Annotated in this window: 15 protein-coding genes; 2 read left to right on the top strand and 13 right to left on the bottom strand. The window is 74.1% G+C overall.

Annotated features, from left to right (window positions below; all coding sequences use genetic code 11):
- Window positions 1-57 precede the first annotated feature (57 nt).
- Complete coding sequence (locus JQN84_RS02560) at window positions 58-1,692, top strand: metallophosphoesterase (protein WP_204956777.1); 1,635 nt, start codon at window positions 58-60, stop codon at window positions 1,690-1,692.
- 519 nt (window positions 1,693-2,211) lie between these two features.
- On the opposite strand, the gene JQN84_RS02555 is transcribed toward JQN84_RS02560, so the two are convergent.
- From JQN84_RS02555 to ligA, 6 genes are all read right to left on the bottom strand, one after another.
- Window positions 2,212-4,569: a thiamine pyrophosphate-binding protein gene (locus JQN84_RS02555; protein WP_204956776.1), complete on the bottom strand. Its 2,358-nt coding sequence runs from the start codon at window positions 4,567-4,569 to the stop codon at window positions 2,212-2,214.
- 155 nt (window positions 4,570-4,724) lie between these two features.
- Entirely contained in the window at window positions 4,725-6,224 is a 1,500-nt protein-coding gene (gene gatB, locus JQN84_RS02550; protein WP_204956775.1) for an Asp-tRNA(Asn)/Glu-tRNA(Gln) amidotransferase subunit GatB, read from the bottom strand.
- A gap of 13 nt (window positions 6,225-6,237) precedes the next feature.
- Window positions 6,238-7,713: an Asp-tRNA(Asn)/Glu-tRNA(Gln) amidotransferase subunit GatA gene (gene gatA, locus JQN84_RS02545; protein WP_204956774.1), complete on the bottom strand. Its 1,476-nt coding sequence runs from the start codon at window positions 7,711-7,713 to the stop codon at window positions 6,238-6,240.
- Window positions 7,714-7,807: 94 nt separating this feature from the next.
- A complete protein-coding gene (gatC, locus tag JQN84_RS02540; RefSeq protein WP_088641698.1) occupies window positions 7,808-8,113 on the bottom strand; it encodes an Asp-tRNA(Asn)/Glu-tRNA(Gln) amidotransferase subunit GatC in 306 nt (101 codons plus the stop codon).
- A gap of 188 nt (window positions 8,114-8,301) precedes the next feature.
- A complete protein-coding gene (locus JQN84_RS02535; protein WP_204956773.1) occupies window positions 8,302-10,764 on the bottom strand; it encodes a putative bifunctional diguanylate cyclase/phosphodiesterase in 2,463 nt (820 codons plus the stop codon).
- Between the two features lie 173 nt (window positions 10,765-10,937).
- Entirely contained in the window at window positions 10,938-13,076 is a 2,139-nt protein-coding gene (ligA, locus tag JQN84_RS02530) for an NAD-dependent DNA ligase LigA (RefSeq protein WP_204956772.1), read from the bottom strand.
- A 181-nt stretch (window positions 13,077-13,257) separates the two neighbouring features.
- On the opposite strand from ligA, the gene JQN84_RS02525 reads away from it, so the two are divergent.
- A complete protein-coding gene (locus JQN84_RS02525; protein ID WP_204956771.1) occupies window positions 13,258-13,770 on the top strand; it encodes a type II toxin-antitoxin system PemK/MazF family toxin in 513 nt (170 codons plus the stop codon).
- A gap of 75 nt (window positions 13,771-13,845) precedes the next feature.
- Here the strand turns inward: JQN84_RS02525 and JQN84_RS02520 are convergent, their stop codons facing one another.
- The 7 genes from JQN84_RS02520 to JQN84_RS02490 form a co-directional block, all read right to left on the bottom strand.
- The gene (locus JQN84_RS02520; RefSeq protein WP_204956770.1) at window positions 13,846-14,859 is read right to left on the bottom strand and encodes an ADP-ribosylglycohydrolase family protein; all 1,014 of its coding nucleotides are present in this window, start codon (window positions 14,857-14,859) and stop codon (window positions 13,846-13,848) included.
- Between the two features lie 134 nt (window positions 14,860-14,993).
- Window positions 14,994-15,362 carry a VOC family protein gene (locus JQN84_RS02515; protein WP_204956769.1) on the bottom strand — a complete coding sequence of 123 codons (369 nt, stop codon included), beginning with the start codon at window positions 15,360-15,362 and terminating at the stop codon, window positions 14,994-14,996.
- 37 nt (window positions 15,363-15,399) lie between these two features.
- Window positions 15,400-16,407 (bottom strand): methionine synthase, encoded by a 1,008-nt coding sequence (locus JQN84_RS02510; protein WP_204956768.1) that lies wholly within the window; start codon window positions 16,405-16,407, stop codon window positions 15,400-15,402.
- Window positions 16,408-16,451: 44 nt separating this feature from the next.
- The gene (gene mnmA, locus JQN84_RS02505; protein WP_204956767.1) at window positions 16,452-17,525 is read right to left on the bottom strand and encodes a tRNA 2-thiouridine(34) synthase MnmA; all 1,074 of its coding nucleotides are present in this window, start codon (window positions 17,523-17,525) and stop codon (window positions 16,452-16,454) included.
- Window positions 17,526-17,954: 429 nt separating this feature from the next.
- Complete coding sequence (locus JQN84_RS02500) at window positions 17,955-19,130, bottom strand: cysteine desulfurase family protein (RefSeq protein WP_204956766.1); 1,176 nt, start codon at window positions 19,128-19,130, stop codon at window positions 17,955-17,957.
- Between the two features lie 103 nt (window positions 19,131-19,233).
- On the bottom strand, window positions 19,234-19,902 hold the full coding sequence (locus JQN84_RS02495; protein ID WP_204956765.1) for a class F sortase: 669 nt from the start codon (window positions 19,900-19,902) through the stop codon (window positions 19,234-19,236).
- Window positions 19,899-20,729, bottom strand: coding sequence for a DUF4397 domain-containing protein (locus JQN84_RS02490; RefSeq protein WP_204956764.1), 831 nt, complete (start codon window positions 20,727-20,729; stop codon window positions 19,899-19,901). The genes JQN84_RS02495 and JQN84_RS02490 overlap by 4 nt, the downstream gene beginning before the upstream one ends.
- Window positions 20,730-20,783 lie beyond the last annotated feature (54 nt).

Below are 20,783 nucleotides of genomic sequence, written 5' to 3'. Positions count from 1 at the left end.
GGCTGCCCGTCTGACGGGTTTGCCAAGATCTTTCACGGGGCAGGTCAGAATCTCATCATGGGCGGTCAGGAGAACGAGCAACGCGGGCCTGGGGAGACGGACCTTCCCGCCCGGCGTGAGCGACGCTGGCGGACCTGGTGGTCGGCCCTGCGGTCGACCCGGGCCCGACGGGCCGGCGTGGTGCTGGCGGTGCTGCTGGTCGCCCTGACCGGGACGGTCATCGGCGTGTTCGCCGGCGGCCGGGTCAGCACCGACATCGGCCCGTTCCGCGCCGACCTGACCCTCGCCCCGGCGGTGCGGGGCGGCACCACCGTCGACATCCCCCCGCTGGGGGCGCTCCAACTCGACAGCCACCAGGGCCCCACCCACCTGACGGTCGGCCTCGGCGCGCTGGACCAGCGCAAGACCGAGGCGTTGATCGACGACCCGGCCAGCATCAGCCGGGCCAGCCAGTCGGCGGTGACCGACGTCCGCAACGGGGTGCTGCGGCTCGGGCTGCGTACCCTCGGGGCGGCCGTGCTGGTCACCCTGCTGCTGGCCGCGCTGGTCTTCCGGGACACCCGGCGGACCGCCTGGGCCGGCGGGGTGGCCCTGGCGGTCACCGCCGGTAGTCTCGGCCTGGCCGCCGGCACCATCCGCCCGCAGGCCATCGAGGAACCCCGCTACGAGGGTCTGCTGGTCAACGCCCCGGCGATCGTCGGTGACGCGCGGCGGATCGCCAACGACTACAGCCGCTACGCCGAGCAGTTGCAGCGGCTGGTCGGCAACGTCAGCCAGCTCTACACCACGGTGTCGGCGCTGCCGGTGTACGAACCGGCACCGGGCACCACCCGGGTGCTGCACGTCTCCGACATGCACCTCAACCCGACGGGCTGGCAGCTGATCCGCACCGTGGTCGAACAGTTCGGCATCGACGTGGTGATCGACACCGGTGACCTGACCGACTGGGGCAGCGAACCCGAGGCGTCGTACGTCGGCTCGATCGGGCTGCTCAAGAAGCCGTACGTCTACATCCGCGGCAACCACGACTCACCCCGGACGGCGGCGGCGGTGGCCCGGCAGCCGAACGCGGTCGTGCTGAACAACTCGACCACCACCGTCGCCGGCCTCACCATCGCCGGCATCGGCGACCCCCGGTTCACCCCGGACAAGGAGACCTCTCCGGCCGGCAGCGGGCTCACCGCGCAGGTAGCCAACCAGGTGATCGGGGCCGGCGAGACGCTCGCCACCACGGTCCGCGACTCGCCGCGACCGGTGAACATCGCGCTGGTGCACGACCCGGCCTCGGCCGGCCCGCTCTCGGGCACCTGCCCACTGGTGCTGGCCGGGCACACCCACGCCCGGCAGATCTCCAAGCTGCCGCAGGTGGACGGCCAGCAGCCGACGCAGCTGATGGTGGAGGGCTCGACCGGTGGTGCCGGGCTGCGCGGCCTGGAGGGCGAGAAGCCGACCCCGCTGTCGATGACGGTGCTCTACTTCGACCAGCAGAAGCTGCTCCAGGCCTACGACGACATCACCGTCGGCGGTACCGGGCAGGCCCAGGTGAACCTGGAACGGCACGTGATCCGCGACCCGGCGAAGGGCGCCGACGTCCCGGTCACCCCCACCCCGACCCGGGGCGGCTCGGAGTCCCCGTCCCCGTCCGGGACCGGCACGGCCCCCACCTCACCGACCCTCAGCCCGACCGGCTGACGCACCAGCGGTCAGCGCAGCGACAGGGCGGCCCGGGCGGCGGCGGTCAGCCGGCCCATGCGGGCCGGCAGCGCAGAGCCGGCGGCCGTGGCTGCGCCTCGACCGTCGGGCCGCGACTCGCGGATGCGCCCCGCCTCACCCGGGCCCCACCCTCCGCCCGACGTCACCGAAGGTGACCGCCGCGCCGCACCCACCTACCCACTCTCGGAGACTTTGCTCTGCTGCCCTCACAGCGACAGTCACCCTGCGTTATGGCACCGATGCTCGACGCCGCCAACAGTCGTCGACATTTCCCCTAATCAGCAGCTTGTCGCCGCCATGGCAGCAGAGCAAAGGAGGCGCACCTGAGTCATGGGAGCCGCCACATCGAACACTGAGGGTGACCACAGCCAGCACCGGTCATGGAAACACGGAGAGTAATCAGGTCAGCGACACGTTCCACCGGTGGATGGCGGGGCACGACACCCGCCAGCGGCGGGCAGAGCAGGCGGGGCAGGGAGGGGAGAGGCAGGGCAGCGGTCAGCGCAGCGACAGGGCGGCCAGGGCGGCGTTGACGATGCTGCCGGGAAGCAGGTCGTGCAGCTCGTACAGCTCACGGACGCTGCCGGACTGGCCGAACTCGTCCACCCCCAGCGGCACCGCCGGCACCCCGAGCGCCGAGCCGAGCCAGGCCATCGCGTGCGAGGCGGCGTCGTGCACGGTCACCAGCGGGGTACGGTCCCCGAAGGCCGCCCGCAACGCCCCCGGCACGCTCGGCACGGTCGCCGTACGCACGCCCTGGCGCAGGGTGCGCTGCCAGGCCCGGTAGAGCCGGTCCAGGCTGGTCACATCGACCACGTGCGCGGCGATGCCCTCCTCGGCCAACTCGGCGGCGGCGGCCAGCGTCTCCGGCAGCACCGCCCCGGAGGCGGCCAGGGTCACCACCGGCGCGTCGGCCAGCTGCGGATGCGCCTGGTGCGCGTCCACCAGCCGGTACGCCCCGGCGACCACCTGCCGGCGCAGCACCGCGTCGCCGAGGCGGACCCGGGCCGCCTCGAACGGCGACTGGTCCAACGGACGGGTGCTCAACCGGAAGTAGTAGGCCCCGTCCTCGGCCGGCGCGGCGGTGGCGGCCGGCGCGGCCCCCTGCGCGATCTGCCCGAGCGCGTCGCAGAGCAGCCAGTCGAGACTGGTGGCGTAGGCCGGCTCGCAGAGGGTCACGCCTGGCAGTTCCAGGCCGACGGACGCGGTGATGGTGGACTGGTGCGCGCCGCCCTCCGGGGCCAGGGTGACACCCGACGGGGTGCCGGCCACCACGAACCGGGAACCCGAGTAGGTGCCGTAGAGGAAGGCGTCCAGCCCGCGCAGCACGAACGGGTCGTAGACCGTGCCGACCGGCAGCAGCGGCTGCCCGGACAGGTCCCACGACAGGCCGAGCTGCCCCAGCAGCAGGAACAGGTTCATCTCGGAGATGCCCAGTTCGATGTGCTGCCCGGCGGGGCTCTCCGTCCAGCGCAGCATCCGGTCCTGCGACCAGGACCGCCGCTCGGTCGGGGCGAACACCCCGGTCCGGTTGATGAACCCGGCCAGGTTGGTGGAGGTCGCCACGTCCGGCGCGGTGGTGACCAGGTAGGGCGCGACCTGCGGATCCCGGGCCAGCTCCACCAGCACCCGGCCGAAGGCCTCCTGGGTGGAGACCGGCTTCTGCGTGCGTACCCCGGTGGCCTCCGGGACGGTGACCCCCAGCGACCGTTGGCGGGGCGCCCGGGCCAGCGCCTCGCGGCGCGCGCCGGCCCGGATGCCGGCCGGGCTCGCCGGGTCGAGCCGGTCCCACTCGGTCGCCGCGGTCAGGCCGTGCGCCGCGCGCAGCGCGTCGACCTGCGCGGTGGACAGCAGCGCGGAATGGTTGCGCGGGTTGCCGGCGATCGGCAACCCCCACCCCTTGACCGTGTACGCGAAGACGACGCTGGGCCGGTCGGTCACCGCGTCGCACTGGGCGTACGCGTCGAGCATCGCCTCCAGGTCGTGCCCGCCGAGGTCGGTGACGAGTGGGGCCAACTCCTCGTCGGTCAGGTCGGCGATGAACCCGGCGATGCCGTCGGGCGCGCCGTCCAGGAACTGCTGCCGCAGCGCCGGCCCGGTCAGCCCGAACAGCGACTGGTACTGCTCGTTGGGCATCCGGTCGATCCAGTCGCGCAGCGCCGCCCCACCCGGCCGGGCGTACGCCTGGGCGAGCCGGCGGCCGTACTTGACCTCGACGACGTGCCAACCGGCGGCCTCGAACTGCCCCCGCCACTGGTCGATCCGGATGCCGGGCACCACCCGGTCCAGCGACTGCCGATTGAAGTCGACCAACCACATCACGTTGCCCAGGCCGCTGGTGGCCGGGTCGGCGACCGCCTCCCAGATGTTCCCCTCGTCCAGCTCGGCGTCGCCGATCAACGCGACGAACCGCGAGTGCGGGCGGGTCCCGAAGTGGGCGTCGACGTAGCGGCGGGTCACCGCGGCGAACAGCGGTGCCGCCGCGCCCAACCCGACGGAGCCGGTGGAGAAGTCCACCTCGTCCGGGTCCTTGGTCCGCGACGGGTACGACTGCAACCCGCCCCGCGCCCGCAGCCTCGTCAGGTATGACCGGTCCAGGTTGCCGAGCAGGTACTGGATCGCGTGGAACACCGGGGAGGCGTGCGGCTTGACCGCCACCCGGTCCTCGGCGTCCAGGTGGGCGAACCACAGCGCGGTCATCGCGGTGACCAGGGAGGCGCTGGACGCCTGGTGGCCGCCGACCTTCACCCCGTCGCCGGTGTCCCGGTCGTGGTTGGCCGCGTCCACGATCCGGGTGGCGAGCCACAGCACCCGCCGCTGGATCTCGTCGAGGACGTCGAGGTCGTGCTCGTTCACGGGGACTCCATCCGGGCGTCGCCGTTGACGCCCTCGGTGGGGGGTCGCGCGGGTCGCGCGCGTACCCCGGGGGAAGAGGGTGAGGGCCACCGTCGGGTCACGACGGCGGCCCTCGCCGGTCGCGGGCGGGAACCCTCGGCCCCGGCCCGGTCGGGTCAGCCCTGGACGCCGAGGCGCTCCAGGACCAGGTCACGGACGGTCTTGGCGTCGGCCTGGCCACGGGTGGCCTTCATCACCGCGCCGACCAGCGCACCGGCAGCGGCGACCTTGCCGCTGCGGATCTTGTCGGCGATGCCCGGGTTGGCGGCGATCGCCTCGTCGACGGCGGCGGTGAGCGCGCCGGTGTCGGAGACCACCTCCAGGCCCCGGTTGGTCATGATCTCGGTCGGCGAGCCCTCGCCGGCCACCACGCCCTCCAGCACCGTCCGGGCCAGCTTGTCGTTGAGCTTGCCGGCGTCGACCAGGCCCTGGAGCTCGGCGACCTGTGCCGGGGTGGCCCCGATGTCGGCCAGCTCGGTGCCGGTCTCGTTGGCCCGGCGGGACAACTCACCCAGCCACCACTTGCGGGCCGCCGCCGGGGTGGTGCCGGCCGCCACGGTCGCCTCGATCAGCTCGACCGCACCGGCGTTGAGCACCGACTGCATGTCGAGGTCGGACAGGCCCCACTGCTCCTGGAGCCGGCGGCGGTGCAGCCGGGGCAGCTCCGGCAGGGCCGCCTTCAGCTCGGCCACCCAGGCGGTGTCCGGGGCGAGCGGCACCAGATCCGGCTCGGGGAAGTACCGGTAGTCGGTTGCGGTCTCCTTGGACCGGCCCGGCGTGGTGTCCCCGGTGTCCTCGTGGAAGTGCCGGGTCTCCTGGGTGATCCGGCCGCCCGCGTCCAGCACCGACGCCTGGCGCAGGATCTCCGAGCGGACCGCCCGCTCCACCGACCGCAACGAGTTGACGTTCTTGGTCTCGGTGCGGGTGCCCCACTCCTGTCCCGGCAGGTTGAGGGAGGTGTTGACGTCGCAGCGCAGCGACCCCTCCTCCATCCGGACGTCGGAGACGCCCAGCGAGCGCAGCACGTCCCGCAGCTCGGTCACGTACGCCTTGGCCACCTCGGGGGCGAGCGCGCCGGTGCCCGGAACCGGCTTGGTGACGATCTCCACCAGGGGGATGCCGGCCCGGTTGTAGTCGACGAGCGACTCGGTCGCGCCGTGGATCCGGCCGGTGGCCCCGCCGACGTGCAGCGTCTTGCCGGTGTCCTCCTCCAGGTGCACCCGCTCGATGCCGATCCGCACCAGCTCGCCGTCGACCTCGACGTCCAGGTAGCCGTCGGAGCACAGCGGCTCGTCGTACTGGCTGATCTGGAAGTCCTTCGGCATGTCCGGGTAGAAGTAGTTCTTCCGGGCGAACCGGCACCACTGCGCGATGGAACAGTTCAGCGCCAGGCCGATCCGGATGGTCGCCTCGATCGCCGCCCTGTTCGCCACCGGCAGCGACCCGGGCAGGCCCAGGCACACCGGGCAGACCCGGGTGTTCGGCTCGCCGCCGAAGTCGGTCGGGCAGCCGCAGAACATCTTGGTGTTCGTGCCCAGCTCGACGTGGGTCTCCAGGCCGATCACCGGCTCGTAACGCGCAACGACCTCGTCGTACGCGGGCAGTGTCGTCGTCATCTGAACTCCAGCCTCACAGTGCCGGTGGGGTGAACGTGCCGACCACGGACTCCAGCGCGGCGGCGACCCGGTACATCCGGTCGTCGGCCATCGTCGGGGCCATCACCTGCAGACCGACGGGCAGCCCCTCGGACAGGCCGCACGGCACCGAGATGCCCGGCCCGCCGTACAGGTTCGTCGGGATGGTGAACAGGTCCGCCAGGTACATCTGGTACGGGTCGGCGGTGCGCGCCCCGATCGGGAACGCCACGAACGGCGTGGTGGGCGAGATCAGCGCGTCGACCTGCTCGAACGCCGCGGTGAAGTCCCTGGTGATCAGGGTACGGACCTTCTGCGCCTGCCCGTAGTAGGCGTCGTAGTAGCCCGACGACAGCGCGTACGTGCCGACCATGATCCGCCGCTTGACCTCGGCCCCGAACCCGGCCTCCCGGGTCAGCGACATGACCTCCTCCAGCGACCGGTTGCCGTCGTCGCCGACCCGCAGCCCGAACCGGACCCCGTCGAACCGGGCCAGGTTGGAGGAGCACTCGCTGGGCGCGATCAGGTAGTACGCCGGCAGCGCGTACCGGAAGTGCGGGCAGGACACCTCGACGATCTCGGCGCCCAGCTTGGCCAGGGTGTCCACCGACTCGCGGAACGCGGCCATCACGCCCGGCTCCGCACCCTCACCGGTGAACTCCTTGACGATGCCGAGCTTCACCCCGGTCAGGTCGCCTGTCGCGCCGAGTTTCGCGGCGGCCACCACGTCCGGCACCGGCTGCGGGATGGAGGTGGAGTCGCGCGGGTCGTGCCCGCCGATGACCTGGTGCAGCAGCGCCGCGTCGAGCACCGTGCGGGCGCACGGGCCGGGGGTGTCCAGCGAGGAGGAGAACGCGACCAGGCCGTACCGGGAGGTGCCGCCGTAGGTGGGCTTCGCGCCGACGGTGCCGGTGACCGCGCCGGGCTGGCGGATCGAGCCACCGGTGTCGGAACCGATGGCCAGCGGGGCCTCGTACGCGGCCAGCGCGGCGGCACTGCCCCCACCCGAGCCGCCCGGGATCCGGTCGGTGTCCCACGGGTTGTGGGTCGGGCCGTACGCCGAGTATTCCGTGGAGGAGCCCATCGCGAACTCGTCCATGTTGGTCTTGCCGAGCATCACCGTGCCGGCCGCGCGCAGCCGCTGCACGATCGTCGCGTCGTACGGCGGACGCCAGCCTTCGAGGATCTTCGAGCCGACGGTGGTCGGCACACCCTTCGTGGTGAGCACGTCCTTCACCGCCACCGGCACCCCGGCCAGCGGCCCCAGCTGCTCACCGGCGGCCCGGCGCTCGTCGACGGCGCGGGCGGCGGCCAGCGCCCCCTCGGTGTCGACGTGCAGGAACGCGTGCACCCGGTCGTCGACGGCGGCGATCCGGTCCAGGTGGGCCCGGGTCACCTCGACGGCGGAGGTCTCCCCCGAGGCCACCAGCCCGGCCAGGTCGGTCGCGGTCATTCTGGTCAGGTCGGTCATGCCGTCGCCTCGCTCCGCTCACCGGTGCCCCGGGCAGCCGGCGCACTGGGCTCGATGGTTCGCCTGTCACGCCCGGTGTCAACCACACAGCCGCTCACGACGCCACGTCCTCGTCCAGGATGCGCGGGACGCGGAACCGCTGCTCGGCGACGTCGGGGGCACCCGACAGCGCCTCCTGCGGGGTCAGTCCGGGCACCACCACGTCGTCGCGGAGCACGTTGGTCAGCGGCACCGAGTGGGAGGTCGGCGGAATGTCCGCCGCCGTGACCTCGCCGACCTGCGCGACCGACTGGAGGATCACGTCGAGTTGACCGGCGAAGGTGTCCAGCTCCTCCTCGGTGACGGCGAGCCGCGACAGTCGCGCGAGGTGCGCGACCTCCTCGCGGGAGATGGCGGCCATCGGTGCCCCCTTCGTGGCTGTGCTGCTGCGTGCGGGTGGGCCGGCCGCGACGTCGACGGGATGACGCGCGGTGACCGGAGCGAGTCTATTGTCCTGCGCCGGACCCGACGCCTCCGACTCCCCCCGCGTCCGGGCCGCCGGCCGGTCCGGGGCCGCCCACCCGGGCCCTCGGGGTGTGCCGGCGACCGTCAGCGGGCGTGCCGGCGGGGGATCTCGGCGTCCGGGCTGGGCACGGGGCTCAGCGGCCGGTACCGGGCCAGCCAGGCGGTCAACTCGTCAGCGGGCATCGGGCGGGCGTAGAACCAGCCCTGCGCGGCGTCACAGCCGGCCGCGTGCAGCAGCCGCCAGGTCCGTTCGTCCTCCACCCCCTCCGCCACCACCCGCAGGCCGAGCGCGCCGGCCAGCTCGATGGTCGACCTGACGATCGCCGCGTCGTCGGCGTCGCCGGCCATCCCCAGCACGAACGACCGGTCCACCTTCACCTCGGACAGCGGCAGCCGGCGCAGGTGCTGCAACGACGAGTAGCCGGTGCCGAAGTCGTCGAGCGAGATGGCCACCCCGAGCTGGTGCAGCCGGGTGATGGTGGCGAGCACCCGCCGGGGGTCGGCCATCAGCGCCCCCTCGGTGATCTCCAGTTGCAGCCGGTCCGGGCGTACCCCGTGGCCGGCGAGCCGGTCGGCGATCCGGTCGACGATCTCCCCGGTGTGCAGGTCGCGGACGCTGACGTTGAGCGCCGCCCGCAGCGTGGTGCCGGCGGCCGACCACTTCGCCAGCTGCGCCACCACGTCGTCGATCACCCGGTAGGTGAGCAGGCGCATCACGGCGCTCTGCTCGGCGACCCGGATCAGCTCCTCCGGGTCGACCATCCCCCGGCGCGGGTGCCGCCAGCGCAGCAGCGCCTCCACCCCGACCACCTCGCCGGTGGCGATGGCGACCTGCGGTTGGTAGTACATGGTGATCTCGCCGACCTCGGCCGCCGGGGCGGGGGGCGTCGCCGCCGGCCCGGTGTCCGGGGCCGGTCCGGCCGGCGGGTGCTCCGGTGGGCCGTGCCGGCGGACCGGGTCGGCTCCGGTGAGGATGCGGTTCAGCAGTTCGTCGGGGTGCGCCGGGGCGGGCCGGGAGCGCCGCCGGGGCAGCCACCACCGGCCGGTGCCGCCGACGCCCGGGCCGCCGCCGGGGTCGGTGCGCACGCCGCTGCCGGGGCCCCTCCCGAGGCCGGGGCCCGGTCCGCTGCCCGGTCCGCCGCCGACGGCGGGGCGCGGGGCATCGCCGGGTCCGTCGTCGGGGGCCAGCCGGGGTGGCAGCGCCGCGCCGTCACCGCCGCGCACGGTCGACCCGGCCACCGGCCCGTTCTCCAGTACGCGCCGCAGGTCGGCCAGGAGCGCCAACCGCTCGGCGGAGTTGTGGTCGGACTCGGCGGCGTACACGGCGACGGTGTCGTTGCGGTGCTTCGCGTCGTACATGGCGACGTCGGCGTGACGCATCAGGGTGGCGTAGTCCTCGCCGTGGTCGGGGAAGAGCGCGATGCCGATCGAGCCACCGACGTCGAGCGGCAGGCCGTCCAGCGACACCGGCTCGGTCAGCGCGGCGACCACCCGCCCGGCCAGCTCACGCGCCTCGTCGACACCGTCGAGCCCACCGGCGACGATGGCGAACTCGTCCCCGCCGAGCCGGGCCAGCAGGTCCCGCTCGCCGACCACGCCGGCGAGCCGGGCACCCACCTCGACCAGCAGCCGGTCGCCGACGGCGTGGCCGAGCGCGTCGTTGACGTTCTTGAACCGGTCCAGGTCGATCAGCAGGAGCGCCACCCGCGCCCCCGGTTCCCCCCGGGCGACCCGCTCGGCGTGCCGGTGCACCTGCTCGGCCACCTCGGCGAGCAGCGCCTTGCGGTTGGGCAGACCGGTCAACGGGTCGAGGGCGGCGAGCTGGACCTGTTCGTCGGAGAGGTGGGCCATCCGGTAGACCGCGAACAGCGGCACCAGCACCAGTGGGATCAGCGCGGCGCTGGCCCGCGCGGCGGTGACCAGAACGGGGGCGAGCAGCAGCAGCGAGCCGGTGGAGAGCAGCTCGAACGGCAACCCCTGCCGGACCGCCGGCCACCACCGGCCGCCGAAGCGCAGCCGCAGCGCGGTGCTGACCAGGCCGTAGTTGACGACGAACCAGGTGACCGTCGCGCCGCCCACGGCGAGCACGTCGGTCCAGCCCAACCGGTCGCCGTCGAACAGGCCCCCGGGCCCGGACCGCAGCACCAGGTGGGCGGCGGCGAGCGCGCAGGCGTACTGGGCGGCGTTGAAGGTGGTCCGCCAGGGGGCGTGCCCCAGCCGGACACCCGACACGGTGACCGCGAGAGCCTGCACGAGCACCGCCGGGCCGAGGCCCCAGCCGAGCAGGATGGCGAAGGTGAAGCAGGTGGACGGGAAGACCGCCGAGGTCTGCCGGCGGCCGGAGGGCACGAAGGGGCGGGCGTCGCAGCCGACCGCGAGCACCGCCATCGTCCAGAACGCCGCCGGCAGCCCGTCGGGCCGGTCGACGAGGTCGACCAGCGACGCGACGGAGACCAGGGCGGCCAGGCCGAGCACCCCGGTGACGAGGCCCAGGAACGGCCCCTCCCGCCCACCCGGGAACGAGTTACGGGGGTCGGCGGTCTCCATCGCACCTCCCGGGCACGCCCATCAGGGTGTACGCCGGCCGTACACCTGCCACCATGAAACGCCCTGGGCGTCGGTGGACCCGCACGACAGCCGCGAATCGGTCGTAGTCGTGACTAAGTTGGTATACGGGCCGAGATTCACCTATGGGTGCAGCGGGCCGGGTGGTCTGGCGGTCAGCCCTCGTCGACCCGGGCCACCTCGCGGGCCGCGTCCGGGCCGGCATCGAGGAGCACCCGGAAACCGTCCTCGTCGAGCACCGGCACCTTGAGGCCGGCCGCCTTGTCGGCCTTGGAACCGGGGTTGTCGCCCACCACCACGAAGCCGGTCTTCTTGGAGACCGAGCCGGTGACCTTGCCGCCCCGGGTCTGGATCGCCTCGGCCGCCTGGTCCCGGCTGAACCCGGCGAGGGTGCCGGTCACCACCACGGTGACGCCCTCCAACGGGCGGGGCCCCTCGTCGACCGCCTCCTCGGCCATCCGGACGCCCGCCTCGGCCCACTTGCGGACCACGTCGCGGTGCCAGTCGACGGCGAACCACTCCGTGATGCTGGCGGCGATGGTCGGGCCGACCCCGTCGACCGAGGACAGTTCCTCCTCGGCGGCCGCCTCGATCGCCTCGACGGAGCGGAAGTGCCGGGCCAGGGCCTGCGCGGCGGTCGGCCCGACGTGCCGGATGGAGAGCGCCACCAGCACCCGCCACAGGTCGCGTTCCCGGGCCACGGCGAGGTTGTCGAGCAGCTTGGTGGCGTTGGTGCCGAGACTGCCGTCCTTGTTGACGAAGAACGGCGACCGGGCGAGCTGCGCGGCGTCGAGGGCGAACAGGTCCCCCTCGTCGCTGATGATCGCGGCGTCGAGCAGCGCGGCGGCACCCTTGTAGCCGAGCACCTCGATGTCGAACGCACCCCGCCCGGCCAGGTGGAAGACCCGTTCCCGCAGCTGCGCCGGGCAGCTGCGGGAGTTCGGGCAGCGGATGTCGACGTCGCTCTCCTTGGCCGGGGCGAGCGCCGTGCCGCAGGACGGGCAGTGGGTGGGCATGACGAACGGGCGGGCGTCGGCGGGACGCAGCTCGACCACCGGGCCGAGCACCTCGGGGATCACGTCGCCGGCCTTGCGCAGCACCACCGTGTCGCCGATCAGCACCCCCTTGCGCTCGACCTCGCGGGCGTTGTGCAGGGTGGCCTGGGCGACCGTCGAACCGGCCACGTGCACCGGCTCCAGCACCGCGTACGGGGTGATCCGGCCCGTCCGCCCGACGCCGACCTCGATGTCGAGCAGCCGGGTGTTGACCTCCTCCGGCGGGTACTTGAAGGCGATCGCCCAGCGGGGTGCCCGGCTGGTCGAGCCGAGCCGGCCCTGGATGGGCACCGGGTCGACCTTGACCACCACCCCGTCGATCTCGTGTTCGACGTCGTGCCGGTGTTCGGCGTAGTGGGCGATGTACTCCGCCACGCCGGCCAGGTCGGGCACCACCCGCCAGCGGTCGCTGGTCGGCAGCCCCCACGCCTTGAGCGCCGCGTACGACTCGGACTGGGTGGCCGGCCGGAAGCCGGCGCGGGCACCGGTGCCGTGCACCACCAGCCGCAGCGGCCGGGACGCGGTGATCCGGGGGTCCTTCTGGCGCAGGCTGCCGGCGGCGGCGTTGCGCGGGTTGGCGAACGGCGCCTTGCCCTGCTCGACCAGGCTGGCGTTGAGGTCGGCGAACCCGGCGACCGGGAAGTAGATCTCGCCCCGCACCTCCAGCAGCTCCGGCACGTCGGGGAACTCGTCGGAGGGGGTGAGCCGGGCCGGCACGTCGCGGATGCTGCGGACGTTGGCGGTGACGTCCTCGCCGGTACGCCCGTCGCCCCGGGTGGCCGCCCGGACCAGCCGGCCCTTCTCGTAGGTCAGGTTGATGGCCAGGCCGTCGACCTTCAGCTCGCACAGGTAGGGCACCGGGCCACCGGCGTCCCGCTCGACCCGCTCGGCCCAGGCGGCCAGTTCCTCGTCGGCGAAGGCGTTGTCCAGCGAGAGCATCCGCTCGGCGTGGGTGACCGGGGTGAAGTCGGTGGAGAAGGTGCCGCCGACCCGCTGTGTCGGCGAGTCGGGGGTACGCAGCGCCGGGTAATCCGCCTCCAACGCCTCCAGCTCGCGCAGCTGCCTGTCGAACTCGGCGTCGGTGATGGTCGGCGCGTCGAGGACGTAGTAGCGGTACTGGTGTTCGGTCAGCTCCTGGCTCAACGTGGCGTGCCGTTCCCGGGCCTCGGGGGTGGGCTCGCCGCCGGCCGCCGCCTCCTGCTCCGCGCTGACCTGCTGGGGAATCTCTTCTTCCGACACCCTGTCGCCTCCGGACACCGTGCGAACCTCCCCCGTGATCACGCTACTGGTGCACGGTAACCGGCCGGTAGGACATTCGGCCGCCTCCCCCACCCCGCCCGACGGGCGGCCGGCCCCGCAGCATGCGACGATCGCCCCACGTCGGCGGCGGTGGCCGCCCGGGAGGGAGTCGGGGGTACCGATGCCGCAGTGGTTGCTGTGGGGGCTGCTGATCGTCCTGGCGGTCGCCGCCGGCTGGGTGTGGAACGAGTGGCGACGCCGGGGTGGTCGCCCGTCGAGCGGTGGCGGGCGCACCCGGCCGGAGCGGGGCACCCCGCCCCGGGACCGGGCCCGCCCGACCGCGCCGCCCCGCCCCCGCACCCCCACCGGGACGCCCCGGCCGGGTGACATCTGGTGGGCGGACGTGCCGTTCCACGACGGCACCGGCTCGAAGGTCCGGCCCTGCCTGGTGGTACGCGCCGACGACCGGGGCGCGGAGGTCCTGAAGATCACCAGCCAGGACAAGAGCGACCGGGACGACCACGTGCCGATCCCGACCCGGGACTGGGACCCGGACGCCGACCACGACAGCTGGCTGGATCTCGCCGAGCCGCTGCGTATCCCCGCCGACGCGTTCTCCCGCCGGGCCGGTAGCTGCGACCCGGCGCTGTGGCGTCAGGTGAAACGCCTGCACGGGCGGCGCAGCCCGGCCTGAGCAGCGCACCGGCCCGGCATCCCCGTTTGTGCCGGCCGGCACCGCGACGGCGCGGCATCCGGCCGATCGGGCGGGTCAGTCCCAGGTCGCGCCGAGGGTGGCGAGCTGGTCGGCGTACTCGATGCGGGTGGACCAGTCGGCCGGCCAGCCGGACATCCCGTGGGCCGCGCCGAGGAACGCGCCGGCCAGCGCGGCGATCGAGTCGGAGTCGCCGGCGGTGCTCGCACCCCGGCCGATCGCGGCCACCGGGTCGTCGGGGTGCCGCAGCACGCACAGCAGCGCGGTCGCCAGCGCCTCCTCGGCGATCCAGCCCTCACCGGTGAGCCGGCAGGGGTCGTCACCGTCGTCCGGCCGGCGCAGCGCGGCGGCCAGCCGGTCCAGCGCCGACAGGCACTCGTCCCAGCCGGCGGCGCTGAACTGCTCCGGGGCGCCCGCACCGGCACGCTGCCACAGGTCGCCCAGCCAGTCGTCCCGGTAACGGCCGCGCTGGCTGCGGGCCCGGTCGACGAGCAGGCCGGGCAGTCGCGCCGGTGCCGCGCCGTCGCGCAGCAACCGCACCGCGTACGCGGTCAGCTCGCTGGCGGCCAGCCCGGTCGGGTGACCGTGGGTGAGACCGGCCTGGAGCTGGGACAACCCGGCGAGGGTGTCCGGGTCGACGTCGAGCAGCCCGACCGGGGTGACCCGCATGTTCGCCCCGCACCCCTTCGAGTCGACCACCGTGGCCTGCTGCCAGGGCAGCCCCCGGCCCAACTCGCCGCACGCCCGCAGGCAGGTCATCCCCGGTGCCCGGTTGTTGTCCGGGCTGGCCGCCCAGTCCAGGAAGCGCCGCCGCAGCAGCGGCTCGACTGCCCCGGCGGTGTGCTCCGGCGCGTCGTGCAGCGCCCAGGCGACCGCGAGCGCCATCTGGGTGTCGTCGGTGACCAGCACCGGATCGCCGACGAGTTCCCGTGGCCCGGTCGGGCCGTAGCGACGGTGGATCTCGGTGACGGTGAGGAACTCGGTCGGCTTGCCGAGCGCATCGCCGTAGGCGAGCCCGAACAGCGAACCGGAGGCACGGCGCAGCGAGGAGTCGATCACGCACCCGATCATGCCCCGCCCGCACCACCCCGGCACTCCGGGCCGCCCGACGCGGCAGGTCGGGCCGCCCGACGCGGCAGGTCGGGCCGCCCGGCGACGGCCGACCCGGTCCGGGCCGCCCGTCGCGGGTCGTGCTCCCGGGAGAGTCAGTCCCAGCAGAGGCAGAACGGGTGGCCCACCGGGTCGGCGTACACCCGGAAGCCCTCCCCCTCGCCGGGCAGCCGGCGGGCGCCCAGGGCGAGCGCCGCCTTCTCGGCCACCTCGATGTCGTCGACAGTGACGTCGAGGTGGAACTGCTGTGGGCGCGCCGGATCGGGCCAGGCCGGGGGAATCAGGTCGGGTGCCTGCTGGAAGGCGAGCCGGGGCTGGTGCCCGACCGGGCCGCCGAGCACCACCCACTCGTTGCCGTCGGAGTCCTCCTCGGCCAGGGGCAGGCCGAGCAGCTCGGCGTAGAAATTGGCCAGGGCTCGCGGGTCGGGACAGTCGATGGCGACGGACCGCAGTTGTCCAATCATGACCGTCATCCTGCCCACCGGGTACGACGGAAAACCTTCACTCCTCGTGCAGCCGGCGGCCGGCGTCCCGGCAGGCGGTGAGCACCGCGCGGGCGTACCCGGGGGTGGCCCCGGCCAGGCCACAGGCGGGGGTGACCACCACCTGCTCGGCGAGTTGGCGGCGCGGAAAACCGAGCCGGTCCCAGAGTCCGCGTACCCGGTCGGCGAGCTGTGCCGAGGTCGGCGCGACGCCGGCCGACGGCGGCAGGGTCGGTGCCACCCCGGCCAGCAGGCCGAGGCCGGCGTCGATCGCCTCGCCCAGCGGGTCCAGGTCGGTGACCAGGGCGAGATCCAGCGCCGCCCCGACCGCCCCGGCGGTACGGATCAGCTCCAGCGGCACGTCCGGGGCGCAGCAGTGCACCACCGTCGGCACCCCGGCCGCCGTGATCACTTCGCCGAGCAGGGTACGGGCGACGGCCGGGTCGACCGGCCGGTAGGTGCCCAGGCCACTCTCGGTGCGGACCCGGCCGGCCAACGCCGCCGGCAGCGACGGCTCGTCGAGCTGGAGCAGCACCGACGCCCGGGGCAACCGGCGGGCCACGGCCGCGACGTGCAGCCGCAGCCCTTCGGCCAGGGACGCGGTCAGCTCCCGCACCGCGCCCGGGTCGCGCAGCAGCCGACCACCGACCGGCAGTTCGACCGCCGTGGCCAGGGTGAACGGCCCGGCCGCCTGCACCTTCACCGGCCCGGCGTACGCCTCGGCCTGCTCGGCGAGCTGGTCGAGGTCGCGTTCCATCAGGTCCCGGGCACGGCGCAGGTCCCGGCCCGGGCGGGGGGCGATCCGCCAGCGCGCGGCGTACAGCTCGACCGGCAGCTCCACGAGCAGCCCACCGGTCCGCCCGACCAGGTCGGCGCCCGGCCCCCGGGCGGGCAGCTCCGGCAGGTGGGGCAGGGCGGGCAGTTCACCCAGGACGATCCGTTGCGCCTCGGCGATGTCGGTGCCGGGCAGCGAACCGATGCCGGTCGCCGCGCCCGCCGGCCAGGGCCAGAGCTGCTGTTGGGTCACGGCCGAAGGGTAACCGGCATCGGTCGGCGCACCCGCCCGGTGGGTCAGCCGGTGATGGTGGCGGAGCCGAGCACCACGTCACCGGCCGGGTCCGACCGGTACGCCACCACGGCCTGCCCGGCGGCCACCCCGCGCACGGGACGGCCCAGCTCGGCGGTGAGGTTGTCGCCGTCCACCCGTACGGTGGCCGGTACGACGTCGCCGTGCGCCCGCAACTGCACCTCGCACCCGGTCGGCACGGTCGGCAGGTCACCCCCGGTCCAGACCGGACGGGTGGCCCGGACCAGGGAGACCTCCAGCGCCTCGGCGGGGCCGACGGTGACCGTGTTGGTCTTCGGGGTGATGGAGAGCACGTAGCGGGGTCGGCCGTCCGGGGCCGGTCGGTCCAGGTGCAGGCCGCGCCGCTGGCCCACCGTGTAGGCGTACGCGCCGGTGTGGCTGCCGACGACCGCGCCGGTCAGCGCGTCGACCACCGCGCCGGGGGTCTCGCCGAGCCGCCCGGCGAGGAACCCCCGGGTGTCGCCGTCGGCGATGAAGCAGATGTCGTGCGAGTCGGGCTTCTCGGCCACCGCCAGGTCACGCCGGGCCGCCTCGGCCCGCACCTCGGCCTTGGTGGCGTCACCGAGCGGGAACATCGCCCGGTCGAGCTGCGCACGGGTGAGCACCGCCAGCACGTACGACTGATCCTTGGCGAGGTCGACGCTGCGACGCAGCAGCCCGTCGGGGCCGAGCCGGGCGTGGTGGCCGGTGACCACGGCGTCGAAGCCGAGGGCCACGGCCCGGTCCAGCACCGCCGCGAACTTGATCTTCTCGTTGCAGCGCAGGCACGGGTTCGGGGTACGACCGGCCGCGTACTCGGCGACGAAGTCGTCCACCACGTCGGCGTGGAAACGGTCGGCCATGTCCCACACGTAGAAGGGGATGCCGATGACGTCGGCGGCCCGGCGCGCGTCCCGGGAATCCTCCAGCGTGCAGCACCCCCGGGCCCCGGTGCGGAAGGTCTGCGGATTACGGGCCAGCGCCAGGTGCACCCCGGTCACGTCGTGCCCTGCGTCCACCGCCCGCGCCGCCGCGACGGCGGAGTCCACCCCGCCCGACATCGCCGCCAGAACCTTCACCAGCCCACGCTCCCTTCCCCACCGAGCCTACCCACCCACCCCACCCCGTCCCGTCCCCCGCTCCCGCCCGCCCCGCGCCCGCCCCCGCTCCGTCCTGCCCTGCCCTGCCCCGCCCCGCCCCGGCCCGGCCCGGCCCGGTGATCAAGAGGTTTACGTCATCCCAGCGCCAATTCCTGACCTGAACCTCTTGATCACCGAACACCACCACCGCCCCGCAGCCAGGGGAAGCCTGGCAGGCGCGCGCGCTGGGGTGGGGGTGGACGCCGGCAGAAACGGACCGGTAGGAGCGGGTGATCAAGAGGTTTACGTCAGCATCCGGCCCAGGGGTGACGTAAACCTCTTGATCACCGGGCCGGGCGAGGCGGGGCCGGGCCGGGCCGGAGGCGAGGCGAGGCGCGGCGGGGCCGGGCGCGGTGAGGGAGGGGAGGGTCAGCGGGGGGTGCGGAGGGCGGCGGCCCGGCGGGCGCGGTCGACGGCGGCGGGGAGAGCCGCGATGAGGGCGTCGACGTCGGCGGGGGTGCTGGTGTGGCCGAGGGTCAGACGCAACGAGGACCGGGCCCGGTCGTGGTCGGCACCCATCGCCAGCAGCACGTGACTGGGCTGGGCCACTCCGGCCGAACAGGCCGAGCCGGTGGAGCAGGCGATGCCCTGGGCGTCGAGCAGGAGCAGCAGGGCGTCCCCCTCGCAGCCGGGGAAGGAGAAGTGCGCGTTGCCGGGCAGCCGGTCGTCGGGGTCGCCGTTGAACACCACCTCGGGCACCGCCTCCCGGACCCGCCGCACCAGGTCGTCGCGGAGCGCCGCCACCCGGGCCGCGTACTCCTGCTGGCCCTTGACCGCTGTCTCGACGGCGACCGCGAAGGCGACGATGCCTGCGGTGTCCAGGGTGCCGGAGCGGACGTCACGCTCCTGCCCGCCGCCGTGCAGCAGCGGGGTGGCGGCGACGTCCCGGGCGAGCAGCAGCGCGCCCACCCCGATCGGGCCGCCGAGCTTGTGTCCGGTCACGGTGAGCGCGGAGACACCGCTGGCCGCGAAGTCGACAGGCACCTGGCCGACCGCCTGCACCGCGTCGGTGTGGAACGGCACCCCGTGCTCGGCGGCGACGGCGGCCAGTTCCGCCACCGGCTGCACCGTGCCGACCTCGTTGTTGGCCCACATCGCGGTCACCACGGCGACCCGGTCGGCGTGCGCGGCCAGCTCGGCGCGCAGCAGCGCCGGGTCGAGCTTGCCGGCGGCGTCGGCCGGCAGCCAGGCGACCTCGGCGCCCTCGTGGTCGGCGAGCCAGTCGACCGCGTCGAGGACGGCGTGGTGCTCGACCGCGCTGGAGACCACCCGGAACCGGGCGGGCCGGGCGGCCCGCCGGGCCCAGAAGATGCCTTTGACGGCGAGGTTGTCGCTCTCGGTGCCGCCTCCGGTGAAGACGACCTCGGACGGGCGGGCGCCCAGCACGGCGGCCACCCGCTCGCGGGACTCCTCCACCCGACGCCGGGCGCGCCGGCCCGTCGCGTGCAACGACGACGCGTTGCCGACCTCGCGGGCGGTGGCGACGTACGCCTCCAACGCCTCGTCGAGCATCGGGGTGGTCGCCGCGTGATCCAGGTATGCCATCACGGTTCAGCGTAACGGCCAGCGCACGGCCCATCGGATGCCGGACCACCTTTGCCGAAGCGTGGAGGGGCCGGGCCGGGACCGGATCGGCCCCGGCCCGGTCTCAGGCCGGTACGGCGGTGACGACGATGTTGTCCCGGTAGTGCCGGGTCTTCGGGTCGAACGGCCCGCCGCAGGTGATCAGGGTCAGCCGCGGCTTGCCGTCCCGGGCGAAGTACCGGTCCAGCGGGATCTTCGTCTTGGCGTACTCCTCGCGGGCGACGACCCGGTAGGCGCTCTGCTTGCCGTCCGCGCCGGTGGCGGTGACGGTGTCCCCCCGGTCGAGTTCGCGGAGCCGGAAGAACGCGCCCTTGCCCTGCTCCGAGCTGTCGACGTGACCGGCGATCACCACCGAGCCGGCGGCGGTCTCCAGCCCGGGGCCATACCGGTACCAGCCGATCTGGTCCACGCTCGGCGGGACGTCGAACTCGTCGGTGCGGGTGTCGACGCCCACCGGGTTGACCGTGGCGGTGACGTCGATCGCCGGGATGCGCAGCTTCACCGGCGGCACGGTCCGTTCGCCGGTCGGCAGGTCACCGGCGGTCACCGGCACCGACGGTGCGCCGCCGGTGCCGGTCGTCGGGCTCGGCGGGCTGCTGCTGGCCAGGGCCGCCGCCTCGTCCGCGCCGACGTCCCCGGCCGGCTGCGAGCCGCAGGCGACCACGGTGGCGACGGTGAGCGCGGCGACGCCGGCGGCCATCGCCGCCAGCGCCCCGCGGTGTCGCACCGTCACCGGCGACCGGTCCGGGTGGCGGCCACCCGCGCCCCGCCGCCGACCAGCAGCAGTACGCCGGCACCGGCCAGCACGTACCACCAGGTGTCGACGCCGGTGCCGGCCTGCCCGCCGGTGCCGCTGGGCACGCCGCCGGGGGCGGAGTGCAGACCGGTGATGGTCTGGGCGACCAGGTCGAGGTTCTTGGCCTCGGCCGAGCCGATCGCGTAGACGATGGTGGCGGTGCCCTCCTTGAGGTTGAGGTCCGCCGGGCCGATCGCCACGGTGTCGGTGCCGGCCAGCACCACGTCGGCCTTGACCGTGCCCGCGTCGACGTCGGCCTTGGCCTCCTTCGGGTTGGTGAGGTCCTCGAAGACCGGCTTGCCACCGGCCCGGACGTCGACCGCCGGGGCGGCGGCGGTGTGCCTGACGATCAGCCGGGCCTTGCCGGCGGCCAGCTTGGCGGTGTCGTTGACGAACGGGGTGATCTGCGGCTTGCCGTCCGCGCCGAGGTGCGCGGCGAGGCTGATGTTGGCGCCGCCCGGCACTTCGGCGTCGTCGACCTTCAGGATCGCGCTGCCGACCGGCTCGCCCGGCTTGGTCAGGGCGATGTCGTACTCGCCCTCGGGCAGGGTCAGCGGGCCGGCGACGTCACCGGGCTTGAAGTTGTCGAGGGTCTTCTTGCCGTTGACGTAGACGTCGACCGGGGTGTCCGGGATGCCGTGCACGACGGAGACCTTGGACGAGGCGGCGTACGCCGGGCCCGTGGTCGCGACGCCGACGCCGGCGAAGGCCAGAGCGGCCACCGCGCCGCCTGCGGCGACCCGACGGAAGATAGCGAGCTGCATGTCTGCCTCCTGGTGATTGGTGCTGGTTCGTCAGGTCTGGCTTGCAGAACGGGT

This window comes from Micromonospora humidisoli, assembly GCF_016900955.1.
GTDB lineage: Bacteria > Actinomycetota > Actinomycetes > Mycobacteriales > Micromonosporaceae > Micromonospora > Micromonospora wenchangensis.
This window is presented reverse-complemented; position numbering and strand designations above follow the sequence as displayed.

Bases quoted from the DNA above. Each gene is read 5' to 3' on its own strand.
- JQN84_RS02560 (WP_204956777.1), top strand. From the start codon at position 58: ATGGGCGGTCAGGAGAACGAGCAACGCGGGCCTGGGGAGACGGACCTT.
- gatB (WP_204956775.1), bottom strand. From the start codon at position 6,224: ATGACGACGACACTGCCCGCGTACGACGAGGTCGTTGCGCGTTACGAG.
- gatA (WP_204956774.1), bottom strand. From the start codon at position 7,713: ATGACCGACCTGACCAGAATGACCGCGACCGACCTGGCCGGGCTGGTG.
- gatC (WP_088641698.1), bottom strand. From the start codon at position 8,113: ATGGCCGCCATCTCCCGCGAGGAGGTCGCGCACCTCGCGCGACTGTCG.
- JQN84_RS02535 (WP_204956773.1), bottom strand. From the start codon at position 10,764: ATGGAGACCGCCGACCCCCGTAACTCGTTCCCGGGTGGGCGGGAGGGG.
- JQN84_RS02525 (WP_204956771.1), top strand. From the start codon at position 13,258: ATGCCGCAGTGGTTGCTGTGGGGGCTGCTGATCGTCCTGGCGGTCGCC.
- JQN84_RS02520 (WP_204956770.1), bottom strand. From the start codon at position 14,859: ATGATCGGGTGCGTGATCGACTCCTCGCTGCGCCGTGCCTCCGGTTCG.
- JQN84_RS02515 (WP_204956769.1), bottom strand. From the start codon at position 15,362: ATGATTGGACAACTGCGGTCCGTCGCCATCGACTGTCCCGACCCGCGA.
- JQN84_RS02500 (WP_204956766.1), bottom strand. From the start codon at position 19,130: ATGGCATACCTGGATCACGCGGCGACCACCCCGATGCTCGACGAGGCG.
- JQN84_RS02490 (WP_204956764.1), bottom strand. From the start codon at position 20,729: ATGCAGCTCGCTATCTTCCGTCGGGTCGCCGCAGGCGGCGCGGTGGCC.